Origin of the sequence: Microtetraspora sp. AC03309, from assembly GCF_020826795.1 — a bacterium.
Taxonomy (GTDB): domain Bacteria; phylum Actinomycetota; class Actinomycetes; order Streptosporangiales; family Streptosporangiaceae; genus Microtetraspora; species Microtetraspora glauca.
Genome location: NZ_JADDIL010000012.1, coordinates 97291 through 115465 on the forward strand (window position 1 = coordinate 97291; position 18175 = coordinate 115465).

At 69.7% G+C, this 18175-nt stretch carries 15 protein-coding genes; 8 read left to right on the forward strand and 7 right to left on the reverse strand.

The genetic code is table 11. The annotated features are described in order from the left end of the window. Nucleotides 1-268: 268 nt before the first annotated feature. The 7 genes from IMZ11_RS09210 to IMZ11_RS09240 all read left to right on the forward strand — a co-directional run bounded on the left by IMZ11_RS09210 (nt 269) and on the right by IMZ11_RS09240 (nt 8264). Complete coding sequence (locus IMZ11_RS09210) at nt 269-1492, forward strand: VCBS repeat-containing protein (RefSeq protein WP_228639564.1); 1224 nt, start codon at nt 269-271, stop codon at nt 1490-1492. 112 nt (nt 1493-1604) lie between these two features. Next, complete coding sequence (locus tag IMZ11_RS09215) at nt 1605-2255, forward strand: glycosyltransferase family 2 protein (protein ID WP_228639566.1); 651 nt, start codon at nt 1605-1607, stop codon at nt 2253-2255. Then, complete coding sequence (locus IMZ11_RS09220; RefSeq protein WP_228639568.1) at nt 2252-2914, forward strand: DUF2064 domain-containing protein; 663 nt, start codon at nt 2252-2254, stop codon at nt 2912-2914. Before IMZ11_RS09215 ends, IMZ11_RS09220 begins: the two co-directional genes overlap by 4 nt. Further along, complete coding sequence (locus IMZ11_RS09225) at nt 2911-4467, forward strand: glycosyltransferase family 39 protein (protein WP_228639570.1); 1557 nt, start codon at nt 2911-2913, stop codon at nt 4465-4467. Before IMZ11_RS09220 ends, IMZ11_RS09225 begins: the two co-directional genes overlap by 4 nt. Nucleotides 4468-4557: 90 nt before the next feature. After that, nucleotides 4558-5910 (forward strand): molybdopterin-dependent oxidoreductase, encoded by a 1353-nt coding sequence (locus IMZ11_RS46140; RefSeq protein WP_228639572.1) that lies wholly within the window; start codon nt 4558-4560, stop codon nt 5908-5910. A 5-nt stretch (nt 5911-5915) separates the two neighbouring features. Further along, entirely contained in the window at nt 5916-6428 is a 513-nt protein-coding gene (locus IMZ11_RS09235; RefSeq protein ID WP_228639574.1) for a hypothetical protein, read from the forward strand. A gap of 21 nt (nt 6429-6449) precedes the next feature. Beyond that, the gene (locus IMZ11_RS09240) at nt 6450-8264 is read left to right on the forward strand and encodes a glycoside hydrolase family 15 protein (RefSeq protein WP_228639576.1); all 1815 of its coding nucleotides are present in this window, start codon (nt 6450-6452) and stop codon (nt 8262-8264) included. Nucleotides 8265-8333: 69 nt separating this feature from the next. On the opposite strand, the gene IMZ11_RS09245 is transcribed toward IMZ11_RS09240, so the two are convergent. The 6 genes from IMZ11_RS09245 to IMZ11_RS09270 form a co-directional block, all read right to left on the reverse strand. Next, nucleotides 8334-9320, reverse strand: coding sequence for an NAD-dependent epimerase/dehydratase family protein (locus tag IMZ11_RS09245; RefSeq protein ID WP_308066773.1), 987 nt, complete (start codon nt 9318-9320; stop codon nt 8334-8336). 735 nt (nt 9321-10055) lie between these two features. Beyond that, the gene (locus IMZ11_RS09250; protein ID WP_228639578.1) at nt 10056-10496 is read right to left on the reverse strand and encodes a ribosomal protein L7/L12; all 441 of its coding nucleotides are present in this window, start codon (nt 10494-10496) and stop codon (nt 10056-10058) included. A 318-nt stretch (nt 10497-10814) separates the two neighbouring features. Next, a complete protein-coding gene (locus tag IMZ11_RS09255) occupies nt 10815-11453 on the reverse strand; it encodes a hemerythrin domain-containing protein (protein WP_228639580.1) in 639 nt (212 codons plus the stop codon). Nucleotides 11454-11548: 95 nt separating this feature from the next. After that, nucleotides 11549-12343, reverse strand: a complete 795-nt coding sequence (locus IMZ11_RS09260) for a maleylpyruvate isomerase family mycothiol-dependent enzyme (RefSeq protein WP_228639582.1) — start codon at nt 12341-12343, stop codon at nt 11549-11551. Beyond that, complete coding sequence (locus IMZ11_RS09265; RefSeq protein ID WP_228639584.1) at nt 12300-12971, reverse strand: TetR/AcrR family transcriptional regulator; 672 nt, start codon at nt 12969-12971, stop codon at nt 12300-12302. Before IMZ11_RS09265 ends, IMZ11_RS09260 begins: the two co-directional genes overlap by 44 nt. Nucleotides 12972-13244: 273 nt before the next feature. Next, on the reverse strand, nt 13245-14585 hold the full coding sequence (locus tag IMZ11_RS09270) for an FAD-binding oxidoreductase (protein WP_228639586.1): 1341 nt from the start codon (nt 14583-14585) through the stop codon (nt 13245-13247). A 495-nt stretch (nt 14586-15080) separates the two neighbouring features. On the opposite strand from IMZ11_RS09270, the gene IMZ11_RS09275 reads away from it, so the two are divergent. Then, nucleotides 15081-15962: an RNA polymerase sigma-70 factor gene (locus IMZ11_RS09275; protein ID WP_228639652.1), complete on the forward strand. Its 882-nt coding sequence runs from the start codon at nt 15081-15083 to the stop codon at nt 15960-15962. 143 nt (nt 15963-16105) lie between these two features. Here IMZ11_RS09275 and IMZ11_RS09280 read toward each other — a convergent pair whose 3' ends face one another. Then, nucleotides 16106-18145 carry a cellulose binding domain-containing protein gene (locus tag IMZ11_RS09280; protein WP_228639588.1) on the reverse strand — a complete coding sequence of 680 codons (2040 nt, stop codon included), beginning with the start codon at nt 18143-18145 and terminating at the stop codon, nt 16106-16108. Nucleotides 18146-18175 lie beyond the last annotated feature (30 nt).

Sequence of the window (18175 nt, forward strand, 5' to 3'; positions counted from 1 at the left end):
GCAATAGGCGTGTCTCCACATCATGCACTCCGGTCGGCGAGACTACTGCCAGCCCTCGGTCTGGCCCGCGAAGATGGTCTCGATCCAAATTGAACCCAGCTGCCGAGGGAACACGATGAAGATCGGGAATAGGGCTGCGGTGACAGTCCTGATCGCGCTGCTGCTCGGTGGATGCGGTGCCGAGCGAGGGCCGGGCCCATCCCCGGCTGCGTTACCTTCCGTGTCGCCTTCAGTGTCGCCTTCAGTGTCACAGTCGTCCCTGGAGCCGGTGCCGGCACCGACTTCGCCGCTCACGGGTAAGGGCAAGGGCAGCCACAATCCCGACGACGTCAACGGTGACGGCTTCGCGGACCTCGTCTTCACGGCCCCTCGCGGCGACGCGGGGACCTATCTCGCGATCGTGTACGGCTCGGCAGACGGGCTCAACTCCGCTACTCGCACGGTTACGACCGGTACGGGATTCGACTTCGACCTGAGAACGAGTACCGGTGACCTGGACGGCGACGGCTTCGCCGACGTGGTGGTTTTCGGCCTGGACGCGAGCGCGAACGCGCCTAGCCGGCCGTACCTCTTATGGGGCGGCCCGAAAGGGGTGGACCCTGCGGCGCGGCCGACCTCCGTCCAGGTGCCGGTCACGCTGAACCTCTTCTCGCGCCCGGCGGTGCCGGGGGACTTCAACGGCGATGGCGTCGCGGACCTGGCGATGCCGGTGCCGAGCCCGGATCAGTCCGGCGACGACCTGGCTGTGTTGTACGGGCCCTTCACCCGAGATGGTGCCCCACGCCGTCACACCATCCAGTCCTCACCGACCGGCGGTGAGTTCGGACGGCTGATCGCCAGCAGAATGAACGGGCGCCACGCCACCGACCTGCTCGTGTACGCACTCGATGACGGCGAGCAGGCGCCGTCGTGGCTGCTTGAAGGCGGACCCGGCGGGCTGTCTACCCGGGCCCGCAGGCTGAACGCGGGTAACTCCTCCGCGTTCGGAGACTTCGACGGCGACGGCCGAGGTGACGTCGTGGTCGCCGATAGCGGCAGCCGTAATGACGAGCCCGGCTACGAGACCGAACCACCAGGGGTCGACCAGGTGATGACGGTCTACTTCGGCGCGGCCGGGCGCAGTCCACAGGTGCTCGGGGACATCGGCCCAGCCCGTGGGATGGTGGCGGGAGACTACGACGGTGACGGGCACGATGATCTCGCGCTCGGCCGCGGAGCCTCGGGCGTCGAGATTCTCCGCGGCGCGCAGAAGGGGCTGCGACGTGGCGGGCACGTGATCCGCCGATCCGGACCGGCCATCGGGCCAGACGGCCACAACCTGAGCGACGAGCAGCGCGCGGCGCGCCCCTGGGGGGCGGCGGACTACGACAACGACGGAAGGGACGAGTTGCTGCTAGCCTTCGCGTCTTACTGGATGTCGCCCCCCGTGTCGCTGTGGTGGGCAACAGATGGCCGACAGGACGAGAGCAGCTTCGCCAGTGGCGCCTGGTAGGCGGCCGGAACCGGGTTATCTCATTGGTTTTGCCTGTGAGTGCCGAATACTCGGCCGATGCAATTGACCTATGGCTACGACATGCGCTCATATGGTCACTTAAAGTGGTCATGTGAGTGTGGACGTCATCCTGCCCTGCCTGGACGAAGCCGAAGCGCTGCCCTGGGTGCTCGACCGCCTCCCACAAGGCTTCCGAGCGATCGTGGTGGACAACGGCTCGGCCGACGGATCGGCGGAGATCGCCTCGTCGCTCGGCGCCGTGGTGGTGGCCGAGCCCCGGCGCGGCTTCGGTGCGGCCTGCGCGCACGGCTTGCGCACGGCGACCACAGACGTGGTCTGCTTCTGCGACTGCGACGCCACCCTGGACCCACGGCAGCTTCCCCTGGTCGCCGGGCCGGTCCTGCACGGCGACGCCGACTTGGTGCTCGGACGCCGCCGGCCTGTCGCCCGGGGCGTCTGGCCCTTTCCCGCGCGGCTGGCCAACCGTGTACTCGCCCGGCGCGCACGACGTCGCACCGGGATCCGCGTACGCGACCTCGGGCCGATGCGGGCGGCCCGGCGTGCGGATCTCCTCGCCCTGGACCTGACCGACCAGCGGTGCGGGTACGCGCTGGAGATGCTGGTGCGGGCCGCCGACGCCGGTTGGCGGGTGAGCGAGGCGGACGTGGACTACCGGCCACGCATCGGCCGCTCGAAGGTCACCGGTACGCCGCGTGGGTACTGGCAGGCGGTACATGACATGAGGAAGGTGTTGGCCCGTTGAAGGCAGGGGAGACCCGGGCCATCGGGGACAGGACCGGAACGACCTTGCTGGTCATCGCCAAGGAACCGGTGCCCGGCCGGGTCAAGACCCGGCTGGTGCCGCCGTACACCTTCGAGCAGGCCGCGCTTCTCGCCGAGGCGGCGCTGTCCGACACGCTGGCGGCTGTGCTCGCCGCTCCCGCGCGGCGCCGCGTGCTGGTGCTGGACGGGGGAGTGGGGCCATGGCTGCCGGAGGGGTTCGAGGTGATCCAACAGTGTGAGGGCGGGCTGGACGAGCGGCTGGCCTCGGCGTTCGGCTCGGTAGGCGGACCCTCGCTGTTGATCGGCATGGACACCCCGCAGGTCGCGCCCGAGCTGCTCGCCGTCGGCTGGGACGGCGTCGACGCGTGGTTCGGCCTGGCGCTGGACGGTGGGTTCTGGGCGCTCGGGCTGCGCGAGCCGGATCCGGAGCTCCTTCGCGGCATCCCCGTATCGACGCCGGGCACCGGCGCCGCCCAGCTCCTGCGGTTGCGCGAGGCGGGCCTGCGGGTGGCCGAGCTGCCGGTCCTGCGGGACGTCGACACCGCCGAGGACGTTGTCGCGGTCGCCGCCCTCGCCCCCTTGACTCGTTTCGCCGCCTGCGCCGGCCGGATCGCCGCAGGCCGGGGCGGTCACCCGTGAGCTCGGGAGCCTGCCCGCCGCGCGCACCCCGTCCGTACGCCAGGGGCGTGGCCGCCTGGGGCGCGCGGGTCGTGCGGGTGCCCGCCGCGATGGCGGGGCTCGCGGCGATCGGCGTGTTCCTGTGGACGGCCGTGCGCCGCGTGGGCTACCCGTACGGCCTGGAGTGGCTGGAGGGCAACTCCCTGGTCGAGGTGGGGCGGTTGCTCGCCGGGCGGCCGCTTTACTCCGCTCCCACGATCGACTACGTGCCGGATGGTTACCCCCCGCTGTACTTCGTCGTGGCGGCGGGGCCGGCCGGTCTTCTCGGGATGTCCTACCTGCCGCTCCGGCTGGTGTCGCTTCTCGCCACACTGTCCTGCTTCGCGCTGCTCACCCGGCTGGTTCAACGGGAGACGGGAGACCTGGCCGCGGGGGTCGCGGCGGCGGGCCTGTACGCCGCGACCTACTTCGCGACCGGCACGTGGTTCGACCTGGCCCGGGTGGACTCGCTGTTCCTCGCCTTCAGCCTCGCCGGGCTGTACGCCGCACGGTGGATGCGCCGCCCGCGCGGCGCGGTGGCGGCGGGCCTGCTGCTCGCCGCCGCGTTCCTCACCAAGCAGAACGCGCTCGCCGAAGCGGCGGCGATCATCGCGGTGCTGCTGTTCGGTGCCGCACGCCGCCTGGCGCTGATCACGGCCGGGACCTTCGTCCTCCTGGTGGGGTTGACCACGTTGCTCTGGGGCGCGGCGAGCCGGGGGTGGTACGTGTTCTACGTCTTCCGGTTGCTGGGCGAGCACCCCTTCGAGCATGCGGCCTGGGCCGGGTTCTGGATCTGGTACCTGTTCCCGGTCATGGGCGTCGCGCTCGGGGCGGCGCTGCTCGCGGCGGGGAGGGTCTCGCCGGTGCTCGCGGTGGGCTGCCTCGCCCTGGTTGTGGAGGGCTACGCGGGGCTGTTGCACGCGGGCGGCGCGGCCAACAACATGCTTCCCGTGTTCGCGGTGGTGGCGTTGCTCGCCGGTGTGGCGATGGGCGGTGCCCCTACCGGGTGGCGCGGCGCCATGGCCGGGGTGCTGGTCCTCGCGCAGATCGTGTTCCTGGCCGCAACGACATTCGCTCCGGGCCGGACGGTTCCCACCGCGGCCGACAGGCGCGTGGGCGATGGGCTCCTCGCGTGGTTGCGGGGTTTCGGCGGGCCGGTCGCGGTCTTCTCCGATCCCGGCCTCGCCGTCATCGCCGGGTTGCCGGCCGTGGCCCATCGGGGGGCCGTGTACGACATCGTGCGCGGCACGAGCCGTACCGCGCAGGCGTCGCTGGCACGCGACGTCGACCGGGCGGTCGCCGAACGGCGGTTCGCCGCGATCGTCGTCGAGCAGCCCGTCGACCTCGAAGGCTTCCCGTCCGGCTTGGCCCGCGCCTACCGCCGTTGTCCCGGGACGCTGCTCGCGGGTGTCCCACGGCAGCTGTTCCGACCGGTCGCCGGACCGAGGGTACGGCCGTCGGCGCTGTGGCTGCCCGTCGACCGGGGTTCGTGTGCCGCGGCCTTCGACCGGTTGGCCCGTGACATCAGATCGTAATCGTACCGCTACAATATGCGAAAGAGACATTTCCGGCAGACCGGTGCCTGTGCGGCATGCACCCGCGGGCGCCGATTGCGGGGTGGTCCGGTGCCAGAAGAACCGAGAGCACGGCTTGGTCATGAGCACGGCGGACATCCGTCGCCACGAAGCATCGGTTCATGGCTGCGGGCGCACCCGCCACCCGGCCCGTTCCGGCCGGACTTCTGGCGCAGCCCGCTGCGCGGCCCCTGGCTGACCTCGGTGTTCGGCGTCGTCCTGCTGATCGGCATTCCGATCATCGCCGTCACCGGGCTGCTGTCGTACGCCGCGTACAACCCGTGGCTGCCGGGCAACGACACGACGCCGGAGAGAGGACTGCTCGGGTTCTATTTCTTCGACTGGCCGACGCGGCCCGCGTGGCTGTACCGGGTGACGCAGGGCGCGCATGTCATCCTCGGGCTGACGCTCATCCCCGTGCTGCTGGCCAAGTTGTGGTCGGTCATCCCCAAGCTCTTCACCTGGCCGCCCGCCCGCTCCGTGGCACAGGCGGTCGAACGGGCCAGCCTGCTGCTCCTCGTGGGCGGCGCGGTGTTCGAGTTCGTCACCGGCGTGCTCAACATCCAGCTCTTCTACACGGTGTTCCCGTTCTCCTTCTACCCGGCCCATCTCTACGGCGCGTGGATCTTCATCGCGGCGTTCGCCGTCCACGTCGCCTTCAAACTGCCGCGGATGGTTGGCGGGTTGCGGTCGCGAAGCCTGCGCCGGGAACTCCGTACCGACCTGGGCGGCACCCGCCAGGAACCGCCCGATCCCTACGGCCTGGTGGCCACCCGCCCCGCCGAGCCCACCATCTCCCGGCGCGGCCTGCTCGGATTCGTCGGAGGCGGCTCGCTACTGATCTTCGGACTGTCCGTCGGGCAGACCCTGGACGGGCCGCTGCGCCGTACCGCCCTGCTGTCTCCGCACGGCCGCGTGTACGGCCCCGGGCCGAACGACTTCCAGGTCAACAAGTCCGCGGCGGCCATGGGGGTCGACCCGGCCGGCGCCGGACCGGGCTGGCGGCTCGACCTGGTCGGGCCTCGCCGGCTGCGGCTGTCCCGCGCGGATCTGCTGGCGATGCCGTTGTACACGTACGCGCTGCCGATCGCGTGTGTGGAAGGCTGGTCGACCCAGCAGACCTGGACAGGCGTGCGCCTGACCGACCTCGCCCGCCTGGCGGGCCTGACCCCCGGCCTGACCGAGGTCTTCGTCGAATCGCTGGAACGCGGCGGCGCGTTCTCCGAGGCGTCGCTGAGCGCGAGGCAGGTGGCCGACCCCCGCTCCCTGCTGGCGTTGCGGGTCAACGGCGCGGATCTCTCCTTCGATCACGGCTATCCGGCCCGGATCATCGTTCCGAACGCCCCCGGCGTGCACAACACCAAGTGGGTGCGCAGGCTCAGCTTCCGGCACACGGGGATGTGACGGCGATGCGCTCCCGGATTCGCGCGCTGCGCCGGTGGGCGGCCGGTCGCTACGGCGCGGGGCCGCTGCATCTGCTCGTGCTGCTCGCCTGCTTCGCGCTGGCCGGCTACGCCGCCAGCCGGGTCGTCGTGGCCGGTATCTGGGTGGGGTTCGTCGTCTGGTTCGTCGGCGCGGCGGTCATCCACGACCTCCTGCTCTACCCCTTGTACACGATCGCCGACGGCACCGTGCGGCGGCAGCCGTTGCGTCGTCCCCGGCCGCCGGCGGAGCCGCTCCGCCCTCCGCCGTGGATCAACTACCTGCGCGTCCCGGTCGGCCTGTCCGTGCTGCTGCTGCTCATCTGGTTTCCCCTCGTGTTCCGCCTGTCCGAGCGCAGGTACCGGGCGTCCGTGGCGCTGGACACCACCCCGTACCTGGGGCGCTGGCTCCTGGTGACCGGCGTGCTCCTCGCCGGATCGGCACTGGCGTACGCCAGCGCGCTGAGAAGGCGGGCACGGCGAAAGTCCGACTCGCACTGATCCACCCTGGCGAGGTGCCCGTTGAGTACGCGAGCTATCAGCGACTACGCACTGTTGTCGGACTGCCGATCCGCAGCCCTGGTCTCCTCGGCCGGGTCGGTCGACTGGCTGTGCTCTCCCCGCTTCGACAGCCCGGCGATCTTCGCCCGGCTGCTCGACGAGAACGCCGGGTACTGGTCCGTCGGCCCAGCCTGCCCCGCCGAGATCACTCGCAGATACCTCGAGGACACCCTGGTGATCGAGACGACTTTCCGTACCGGGTCCGGGACCGCGGTGCTCCGCGACGCGCTCGCCCTGGGCCGCCGGGAACGAGGGCACGCACTCGGGGCGGCCTCCCCGGGCGCACTCCTGCGCGAGGTGACCTGCGTCGAAGGACACGTACCGATCATCATGGACTTCGCCCCCCGGCCCGAGTTCGGGCTCATCCGGCCTTTGATGGAGCCGGTTCGCGGCGGGCTGGTGGCGCGCGGGGGAGCCCAGACGGTCACCTTGTCGTGCCCGATCGACCTGCGGATCCAGGACGCGACCGCGCGCGCGACGGTCACGCTGCGCGCCGGGCGGCGCCTCTGCCTCGCCCTGCACACCGGTCCCGGCTGGGAGCCGGAACCGCGATGCTGGCACCCGTGGCGTGTCCACTGCCGGATCAGGGACACGGCCGCGGGATGGCGCTCCTGGTCCCGGGCGCACGCGCGTTACCAAGGCCCGTGGCAGGAACAGGTGGGCCACAGCGGGCGGGTGCTGCGCGCGCTGACGTTCGCTCCGACCGGCGCCATCGTCGCCGCCGCCACCACATCGCTGCCCGAGTGCGTCGGCGGGGAACGGAACTGGGATTACCGCTACACCTGGGTACGGGATGCCAGCCTCACTCTGCAGGCGCTCTCCACGGCGGCGTGCGAAAGGGAGGAGACCGCGTTCTTCACATTTCTCGCCGGTGCCGCGGCCGGCCTGCTCGACCATGACACGGACCTGCCGATCATGTACGGCGTGGGCGGCGAGCGCGACCTGAGCGAGCGGTCACTGCCTCATCTGACCGGCTGGCGCGACAGCGCCCCGGTCCGGGTCGGCAACGACGCCTGGCGTCAGCGTCAGCTCGATGTCTACGGCGAGCTGCTCGACGCTGCCCACGAGCTCTCCTGCGGCAGGTTCGACCCGCTCACCCGCGCCTTTCTGCTCGGCGCGGCCGAATCGGCGGCCAGGCGCTGGCAGGAGCCGGACCAGGGCATCTGGGAGATGCGTGGACCGAGCCGGCACTTCCTGCACTCCAAGCTGATGTGCTGGGTCGCCCTAGACCGCGCGGTCGCGCTGGCCCCCGTCCTGCACGCCACCGACCGGGTCTCCCACTGGAAACTCACCAGAGAGCGGATCCGCGCCGCGATCCTCACCCATGGCTGGAGTGATAAAGCGGGCGCTTTCACCCAGGTGCTCGACGGAACGGGCCTGGACGCGTCGGCGCTGATGCTCCCGCTGGTCGGGTTCCTTCCCGGCGACGACCCGCGCGTACGGGCGACCGTGAACGCCGTCGCGACAGAGCTGACCGACAGGCGCGGCCTGGTTCTGCGCTATCGCACCCGCGACGGGCTCGGCGGCGTGGAGGGAGCGTTCCTCCTGTGCACGTTCTGGCTGGCCCACGCGCTGGCCCTCACCGGTGAGACCGGACGCGGCGAGCAGGTGTTTCGCACGGCCGTCTCGTACGCCAACGACGTCGGCCTACTGGCCGAGGAGGTGGACCGGGCCACTGGGGAACCGATCGGGAACTTCCCCCAGGCATTCAGCCACATCGGCCTGATCAACGCCGCTCGGGCGATCCGCGACGCCGGGTCGCGGCCGGGGCGGTGACCGGGTCGCGGCAGCGCGGCGGTGGGTGGAGGCTGGGCGGCAGTGCGGACGTGGGGCAGCGGGGCGGTCTCATCCCAGCGGCGCGATGGCGAGCTCCCTCATGCCGTCTGCGAAGCCGATCCGCGCGCGGAATCCGAGCTCTCTCGCCGCCCTGTCCGGCGAGGCCACGATGTGCCGCACGTCGCCCAGGCGGTACTCGCCCGTGATCACCGGCTCCGGGCCGCCGCGCTCCGCCGCGAGTGCGGCGGCCAGTTCGCCGACGGTGTGCGGATCGCCGCTAGCGATGTTGTACGCGGCCAGCGCGCCGGGTGACCCCGCATCGAGGGCGGCGGCGTTCGCCTGGGCGACGTCGCGGACGTGCACGAAGTCGCGCCGCTGCGCGCCGTCCTCGAACACGGCGGGCGCTCTCCCCGTCTCCAGCGCAGACCGGAAGATCGCTGCCACCCCGGAATAAGGCGTGTCCTTGGGCATCCACGGGCCGTACACGTTGTGGTAGCGAAGGGCGACCGCCGTGCCACTGGTCTCGCGTGCCCAGTTCGCGGCCAAATGCTCCTGGGCGAGCTTCGTGGTCGCGTACGCGCTGCGTGGGTCAGGGGGCGCGTCCTCACCGATGGCGGCCGGGGTCAGCGCGGCGGCGCAGCGCGGGCAGCGTGGTTCGAAGAACCCGGCCGCCAGGTCGTTCTCGGCGCGTGGTCCCGGCCGCACCCGTCCGTGCTCGGCGCAGGTGTAGGCGCCCTCGCCGTAGACGACCATCGATGAGGCCAGCACCAGTCGTGCGATGTGGTGCCGGGCCATCGCGGCGAGCAGGACGGCGGTCCCGTACGCGTTCACGGAGACATAGCCGGGCATGTCCGCCACGTCCACGCCGAGCCCGACTTTGGCCGCCTGGTGGACCACCGCGTCCACGCCGTCCAGCACCCGGTCGAGTGCGCCCGCGTCCCGGATGTCGTCTCCGTTTCGCAGGTCGAATCCCGTTATGTCGTGACCGGCCGCTTCAAGTGCCTCAGCGATGTGTCTCCCGATGAATCCGGATGCGCCGGTGACCATGACCTTCACCCGCCGAGGCTAACCCGCAGATGCCGGAACCTCGTGCCGGTACAGCTCTGCGGGTGCCGAATATTCATCCGTGCAGGTCGTAGGCATGGTGGGCGATCTCGGCCCCGGTGGGTGTCCCGAGCGCTGCGGGGCGGGCATGATGATCGGTCGTGGTGCTGCGCTTGGCCTACCTCATGGTGACGAACGCCTTCTCGCTCCTGCGGCTGCTGCCCAGGAGCGATCATGACAAAGACTTCGAGATCTTGGTGTTGCGGGCATCAGTTGGCGGTGTTGCGGCGGCAGGTGGCCAAGCCGCGTGGGCTTCCCCCAAGGCCGGGTAGTTAGGGCGCTCGTGGCGCTGTCAAGAACGTGAGTTCCCCGGACATGGGAACGGAGATCCAGTAGAGAGGTGATCTTCCACAACTATCCGTTGAAGAACTGGATCTCCGTTGATTGCCGAGTGTGCCAGCCCTCTTTTCTCTGTGTTCCTTCGTCTCACCGGTGACGGTGGGGCATCGGTAGCCGTGCGTCCTATACCAAACAGAATTCACCTTCTGTCTGGTATGGGACTTAAGGTGATTTTTCGGGACATTGAGGTGTTGGGGAGTGCGCACGCGGCGACCCATCACGCGGAATCGGCCGTACGACTGCTGCGCGCGGTCAGCGGGTGCGGTGACCACACTTCGCGCTGGTGACGCGTTCGCCTGGGCGCGGATCTGTCGGCCGCGCGGCCCTTGGGAAGGCGGATCGGGAGTGTCAGAGGGCGTTGACGAAGATCTCGGCTTCGTCCTGTCCCATGCCGGTCTCGCCGCGTACGAGGAAGATCGCCTGCTCGGTGCGGCCGGCGGCCTTGAGTTCGCGTACGCGGGAGGCGAGATCGCCGTGCTCGGCGGAGCGCTCGCCGGGGACGGGATGTCCGGCCTCCAGGGCCTCGACGACGGTCTTGGCCTCCTTGAGGCCCAGTCCGGTTTCCTCCCTGACCAGCTTGATCGCGTGGATCTTCTTGCTGTCCGCGCACAGTTCGCGGACGCGGTCCTGAAGATCGAGTGAGATCGGCGGCATCATTCCCGGCGTCCGCCACGCGAGCTGCGTGCTGGGTCGGGCTCCCGCACGTGCCGCCAGGATGACGACGATCACCAGGACGGCGATCACCAGCAGGATGAGGACGATGACGAACCCGGGATTTCCTATGGACACGCCGTGATCGTACGGCTCTGGCAGGGTCTGAGGAAGCCTCTTCCCAATGCTCGATAATGAACATTATGTCAAGTAGGCCGTCTGCGGCCTCCCCGATCGGGGCAGTCGGCGCGGCCGTCTCGACGTCGAGACGGCCGCATTCCTCGCGCTAGGTCCGGCCCTCCTGTACGGCCGGTGCTGGCGCTCAACGTGCCCGAGTCGCACTGTGCGACGGGTGCGATGGGACTCGCCGCACGCACAGAGGCGAGTCCCAGGCGTCCAGATCAGGCGGGCGTCGGCCCGTGGTCGCTCAGCTCGTGATCTGGTCGGTGCCGATCATCAGCGAATGAGCTGGTCCACGTTGATCTTCACCTCATACGTCTCGCGGTACGGGCTTCCACTGGAAATGGGCCACAGATAGGGCAGCGGCTGGGTCAGCTCGAAGGAGACGGTCGGAGTCGTCGGCTGGACGGTATCGACCGGATAGATGTTCCATCGCGGTGTCGCATCTGTCGTCCCTGTTCGGGGGGTGGGCTGGGGCGCCCGTTGAAGCGGTGGCGGGCCGATGTTGACGAAGGTCATGGTCGAGCGTGGGCCCACGTTGGGGGTGCTGGTGCCGCCTCCTCCCCCGCCACCGGAGGCGAAGTTGAGATTGCGGATGTAGGGGGACTTGGTCCCCAGCTCGTGGCCGGTGAAGGCGTTCTCGATGTCCAGCATGTCCGCGGCGATCCCGTGGTCGGCCAGGACCTGCTGCTTGCGCCGGAGCAGTGGCCACAGGCCGCGGTCTTCGCTGCTGTGGTGGTCGTGCAGGTAACGCATCATCCAGCGGAGGTGGTCGCCGATCGCCTCCCGTCGGCCGTTCTCGGGATATGGCCGTTCGGTGAGCGCGTGGCGTGTGCGTTCGAGGTCACGGCGCAGCGCGTCGTGGATGATGCCCATCATGCGTGTGTCGGCCGGCGCGGTCGCCTGAGGTTTCATCGCGTGTGTCCTTTCCCCTGGTCTCCCCTGGTCTCCCCTGGGCCGCGCCGGTGGGCGGCGGGTCATGCGCTGAGCGGCTGGCGCCGGGAGGGGCGTCAGAAGACGACTCTGGCCTGGCGGGCGGCGGCGGATGCGGTCGAGTCGCCGGAGACGAGTTCCAGGCGCACGTCGTCGTCGCGGCCGGCGAGGGCGCGCATGTATGCCACGGCGTCCGCTCGTACGACTCCCGCCGGATCGCCGGTGCCGATCAGCCAGGACCCTCCGGCCGGGCCGGTGAGCTCCAGTGCGATCGGTGGGCCCGTCCAGGTCAGTGCCAGGTCGCGGATGACCTGTTCGGTGATCTGCCGGTCGTGCTCCCCCGTGGTGATCGGCCGCCCCGTCGCGCGGGCGAGGTCGACGCGATGCATCCACAGGTCGCGGGGGTAGATGACGTCGAGAAGGTAGCCGATGGGCATCCGGGGCGTGCCGGGTATGCCGCTGTCGATCGTGACGCGTCGGAGCGTGCTCGGTCTCCGCAGGCGGGCGCGTACGGCGCGGGGCCACAGCCGGGCGAACTCCTCGACGAGTGCCGGTCCGGTTTCCGTGGCGTGGTCGTCGATCTGTACGGCCATGTGGGCGTCCAGAGCGATCTTGCCGGGGTATCGTCGCCGTCCGGTGAGCTGCCGCCGCATCATCGTGCGTAGGTGGATGTTGTCCTCGCACTGGCCGACGAGGTGGGAGACCAGGGTGCGGACATCCCATTCGACGCAGTCGGTGGGGCGTGCCCAGTCGTCGTGGCGGAGCTCTCCGAGTAGTGCGAGTGTCGCGCGGCCCTCGGCGTCGGAGATCGGCGCGGCCTGGTCGCGATCAGTCTGGGGCAGCCGTGCGGCTTCGACGAAGGATGGGATCATCGGTCTCGCCCTCCTCGGGGGCGTAGTAGCGGAAGAACATGTCGAGTGCCGTGCGCGCGTACCGGGTGAAGCGTCCCTGTCCGGGGGGCGCGGACGGTTCGTTGGAGAGTTGCTGGCTGATCACCCCGGAGATCAGCACCGTGTAGAGGGCGAGGCCCTCCTCGCTCGCCGCGGCGGGTGCCAGTTGTCCGGCGTTCACGGCGGCCTGGAGTGCCTCGCGCAGGATTTCCAGTTGTTGTACGGCGGGTTCGAATGCCTGGGAGGAAGGTTCGAATCCGGGTGCCGGTCGCCAGTACATGAGTTGCGCGAGCACTGGGTTGGCCGTCATCCAGGCGATGGTCGCCTCCTGGCCGGCGGCGATGGCGCCGCATGGGTCGTCGGCGATCGTGGCGCGGTAGGGGGCGAGGATCTCGACCGATCGGCGCATGCCGCGTTCGAAGAGTGCGTCGTAGATGGCGATTTTCGACGGGAAGTACTGGTAGAGGGAGGGCGGGCGGATGCCTATCCGTCGTGCGACCTCCGCGAGGCTGAGCGCGGCCACGCCTTCTTCCGCCATGACCTCGATCGCGGTGTCGAGGATCTCCTGGACGGTCTCGTTGCGCCGGCGGAGCCTCCGATCTTGCCTCATGTCATTAAATTAACCTAATGCCCGTAGGTAAATCAATCCTGATTAGGAGTGATGGTCGGCCGGGTGAGGCTCTCGCGTGGGTGAGGGGTCGCTGATCGCCCCCTGGCGTCCGGTTGGTCGCCAAATGTCAGGGTTGACCCCTGCCTTGCCGGGGCCGCCCCGCTCTGGGGCGGCCCCGGCAATGACGGCAAGGAGAACGGTGTGCGGCGCCGGCTACTCCTTGTTGTCCGAACTGGCCGGGGCGCCGCAGACGGCTTGGATGGTCCGCACGGCCTACTGAGGGCGGACGTTGTGGTTTCGGGCGAAGAGATTGCGGGGGTCGTACTGACGCTTGACCGCCGCGAGCCGCTTGTAGGTCTCCGTTGGATAGATCGCGGCGACATCCTCCTCGGTGGCGGAAGAGAGGAAGTTCGCGTAGACGCCGTTGACGTGAGGTGTGAGTCTCCCCCAGATCTCTTCCAGAGCAGGACGAGCGGCCTCGACGACCGGCGTCGGACCCGCGGTGGTGGTCACGACCATCAACTCCGCCCGGCGATGTGCGTAGGCGGTGGCATCGTCGGGGATTCGGGACACCGCACCGCCGACGCTGCGGACAGCGATGAACGGCGACCGCTCCGACGCCCCGACCTCAGCGAGGATCCGCAGGACCTCGGACACCGACTCCTTGTCGACGAATGCGCTTCGGGTGACAAGCTGGATGCCAGGCGGCGGGGTCGCGCCATCCACGAGCGTGTCCGCACAGGGTTTCAGCGCGATATCGTCGTCGATCGCCGTGCTGAGCCGGCGGATCGGGTCGATGGCCTCGGCCGCGAGCTCCGGGTCATGGCCGTCGAAGGCGACGTGGATCTCGACCGGCGCTTGGGGGCCGCCGGCGAAGGGATTGGCGAAGCTCGCGATGGATGTGAGCTCTTCGGGGGCGGCGCGGAGGTAGTCCGCCCAACCCTGGAGCACGGTGGCCGCCTCCGATGCCGGGAAGGCGATCTTGCCGTGGAAGACGTCTGTCGTCGGGTGCGCCGCGAACTCGAAGGCGGTCACGATCCCGAAATTGCCGCCGCCACCGCGAAGCGCCCAGAACAGCTCCGGGTTCTCCCCCGCGCTCGCACGCACGACCTCTCCGCTGGCCGTGACCACCTCTGCGCCGACCACGTTGTCCAGGGCCAGGCCGTACTTTCTGACCTTCCAGCCGATGCCGCCGGTCAACGTCAGCCCACCGACACCGACGCTCTTGGTGTCGCCTGAGGAGATCGCCAGGCCATGCGGGGCCAGGGCGGCCGCGACCTGCCCCCAGGTGGCGCCGCCGCCGATCCGCACGAGGTGACGCTCCTTGTCGATGATCTCCACGGTCGCGAGCGTGCTGAGGTCGATCACGACGCCGCCGTCGTTGGTGCCGAAGCCAGGAAAGCCATGGCCGCCGCCTCGCACGGACAGTGGAAGCCCTGCGTCGGCAGCGAATCTGGCACCCGCTCGCACGTCCCCGACGCTGTCGGGACGTAGAACGTAGGCCGGGCTACCCGAGGCCAGTACCGAGCGACTGGCCGATGCGTACTCCGCTCCGCCCGGTTCGATGATGTCGCCGCCGAAGTCGCGGCGAAGGGTTTCACGCGCTGAACTCATGACGTTCCTTCCATACGGGGGAATCCTCGTGGTCCGAACCGGCCGGGCTGGTAGTCGCCGCCGGGCAACCGGGTGATGACGCCCAGGCGGTCGGCGGCGTCGAGCGATCGATGATCACCCTGCTCGCCGAGGCGGTGTACGTCATGGACGTGGCCGCGAGCGGGCTGCCAGGTTCAAGCGGGGTTCCACGATGCGTCCCTCGTGTCGGTGTGTGCTGCGCTGAACGAACACAAGATGCCGACGGCCCGATCCTTGTGACAGCGCGGTTATGTGATGTGCGCCACATGCGGTGGCCCGTCGGGGATATCTGACGCACCGCTCCTCGTGACGCCGGATCGGCGTCGCGTCATTCGGCCGCGGTCGACAAATTGGCTACCGTCGTGGTGTCACAAAACGGCGGGCCCCGGCGTCTGGTGGGTGACACAGTCGAGAGCGAACAGGAGCCACCCATTGGCCGACACGTCGCGGACCGCGCCCGGAGATCCCGGCGGGGACATGCGCCAGGACCACCGCCCGGACCCCGCCACCGAGGCGTTCGTCGCCCACCGAAATCTGCTGTTCACCGTCGCCTATGAGCTGCTCGGCTCGGCCGCCGACGCCGAAGACGTGTTGCAGGAGACCTGGTTGCGGTGGTCGGGGGTCGACCTTGATGCCGTGCGGGATCAGCGTGCCTACCTGGTCCGGATCGCCACCCGGCAGGCGCTGAGCCGGCTGCGTACGCTCGGCCGGCGCAAGGAGTCCTACGTCGGCCCCTGGTTGCCCGAGCCGCTGCTGACCGCGCCCGATGTGGCCGAGGATGTCGAGTTGGCCGACAGCGTCTCGATGGCGATGCTGCTGGTGCTGGAGACGCTTCAGCCGACCGAGCGTGCGGTGTTCGTGCTGCGCGAGGTGTTCGATCTGGACTACGACGAGATCGCGGAGGCCGTCGACAAGAGCCCGGCCGCGGTCCGCCAGATCGCGCACCGGGCGCGGTCACACGTCGCCGCGCGTCGACCGCGCGGGGTCGTTTCTCCGGCCGAGACCCGCGGCGCGCTCGAGGCGTTCCAGCGGGCGGTCGAGACGGGCGATCTGCAACGCCTGCTCGACGTCCTCGCGCCGGATGTCGTCCTCTTGGGTGATGGTGGTGGAGTCGTGCGGGCCGCACTGGAGCCCGTCGTGGGGGTCGGCGGGGTGGTTCTCCTGGCCGCCAGGCTGGGCGGGTACTCGCTGCAGACGGCGCAGGTCAACGGCTACCCGGCGTTGATTCTCCGGCTCGACGGCGAGATCGACACCGTCATGGCGGTGCGTGTCGACGACGGCCTCATCACCGGGCTCTACGCCGTGCGCAATCCCGAGAAGCTGTCGCGTATGGAGCGGGAGACCGTCCTGCGCCGCTGAGTCCAGGGCCTTCGCCGTAGCCTCACCCGGCGCTGAAGCCCGGATCCGGTGGCGGTAATGGCTCCGCGAAGTCGCCGGCGTGCCCTTGCCAGGTCGTGAGCGTGTCCGGGGCCGTCCGCGCGGGACGGCCCCGGATCAGCGTGTCACCGCGTTGTGCAGACGGTTCCGTTGAGGGTGAAGACGGCGGGGAGGATGTTCGGGCCGCTGTAGTTGCCGACGAAGCCGATGGTGGTCGACGCGCCGGTGGGCAGCGAGCCGTTGGCGGGCTCGTTGACGACCTTGACGTTCGAGCCGTTCTGCGTCCAGACGGCGCTCCACCCGCTGCCCAGGCTCTGCCACGTCCTGGGCCAGTCGAAGTTCAGGGTCCAGCCGTTGATCGGTGCGCCGTTGTTGGTGATGTCGATGGCGCCGACGTAGCCGTTGCCCCAGTCGGACTGGTCGGTCAGGCGTACGGCGCAGGAGCTGGAGGCGGGTGTGCCGGTCGTGAACGTCAGCGGCGGGGAGGCCCACGAGACGCCGCCGCCGCTGTCGCGCGCGATCACGTTGACCGTGTACCGCGTGCCCGGCTTGAGGTTGCCGACGGTGAAGGAGGTGCCGGCGGTCTCACCGAGCTGCTCGCTGACGGCTCCGTTGTCGCGGTAGATCTCGTACTTCACGATCGGACGCGTACCGGTGGAGGCGGCGGGCCAGGTGATCGTGGCGGTCGTGTCCGTCACCGTCGAGGCCTTCGGTTGTCCGGGCGCGCCCGGCAGCCCGGTCTGCGCGGAGCTGGGATGCACGACGACGGTGGTCAGCGACAGCGGCGGCAGCGTCCGGGTGGTCGCGCTCCCCGAGGTCGAGCTGGTGATGCCGGTCGCGCCGTTGGCGTGGGTCAGCACGGTGGGCGCCCCGGTGGCCGGGCTGAAGCCGGAGTAGCCGATCGTGACCGGGTAGGACGTGTCGGACGACGTGTTGATCAACATGACCGCCAGGTCGCCGTTGGGGCGGCGGACGGCGTGCGCGCTGACCTTCGCCTGGTCGCTGGCGGCCCGGACGAACTGATCGCCGGCGCGGGCGAACACGCTCATCATCCGCAGTGCGTGGTACGGCGCGAAGGGAGTGTTCAACGGCGGCTCGCAGACGCTGCCGTCAGAGGTGCACGTGGCGGACGACAGCAGGCCGAAGTCGCCGTAGTCGGTCTGCCCCTCGACCTGCGTGACATTGCCGATGCCGTTGTGCACGTTCCACCAGTCGACCGTGAACACCCCGTTCGCGAGCAGCGTCGCGTAGGCGTCGGCGGCGGCGAGCGCGCCGGGCTGGGTGTTCGTGCCGTTGCTGCTGGTCCCGGTGTTGAACTCGGTCATCGCGATGCCGATCCGATCCGATCCGGGTCCCGCGTGCTCGGCGATCTGCCGGCGGGTGAGATCGAGCATGTCGGTGATGTGGCCGGCCTTGTCGAAGGCGCCGGGGTACCAGTGCAGGATCACGAAGTCGATCTTCGGTCCGGCGATGGACAGGACGACCTTGTTCCAGGTTCCGTCGTCGCCGCCGGCGATCAGCCCGTCGGGCCAGTTGGCCGGCGTGGTCAGCACCGCGCCGATCTTGACGGTCGGATCCACCGCCTTCATCGCCTCGGCGTAGGCGACGACGTTGCGGGCGTACTCGGCCGGGCTCTTGTCGGCGTGGTCGTCCGCCTCCCAGGCGGCGCCGTAGTGGCCGTTTCCGTAGTTCTCGTTGCCGATCTCCCAGTACTTGACGCCGTATCCCTTGGTGACGTTGGCGTAGCGGACCCAGGCGGCTGCCTCATCGGCGGTGCCGGTGCCGTAGTTGGCGGTCACCATCGCCTGCGCTCCGGTGCGCCGCGCGCCGCGCATGAAGGTGTCGAAGTCGGTGTCGGGCGCCACGTAGCCGCCGGGAGCGGTGTGGTCGGCCCAGTGATAGATGTCGGAGTAGGAGCCGCCGGGGTAGCGCAGCAGCTTCACCCCGGCGTCCTTGAGTCGGTCCGCCGTCTCGTCGGTGCCCAGGTTGCTGTCCCAGATCGCATGGTTGGTGCCGATGCCGGTTTCGGGGACGGTGGCGAGGGCGGCGCGCGCGTTGACGGTCACCGCGACCGGGGTGACGTCGTCGGCGTACGCGGTGGGAACGTTCAGGGCGGTCAGCGTCAGCAGGACGGCGGACGCGACTCGTAACGGGATTTCGGGCATCGGCACACCTCGTCATGGGTAGCGGCAGTC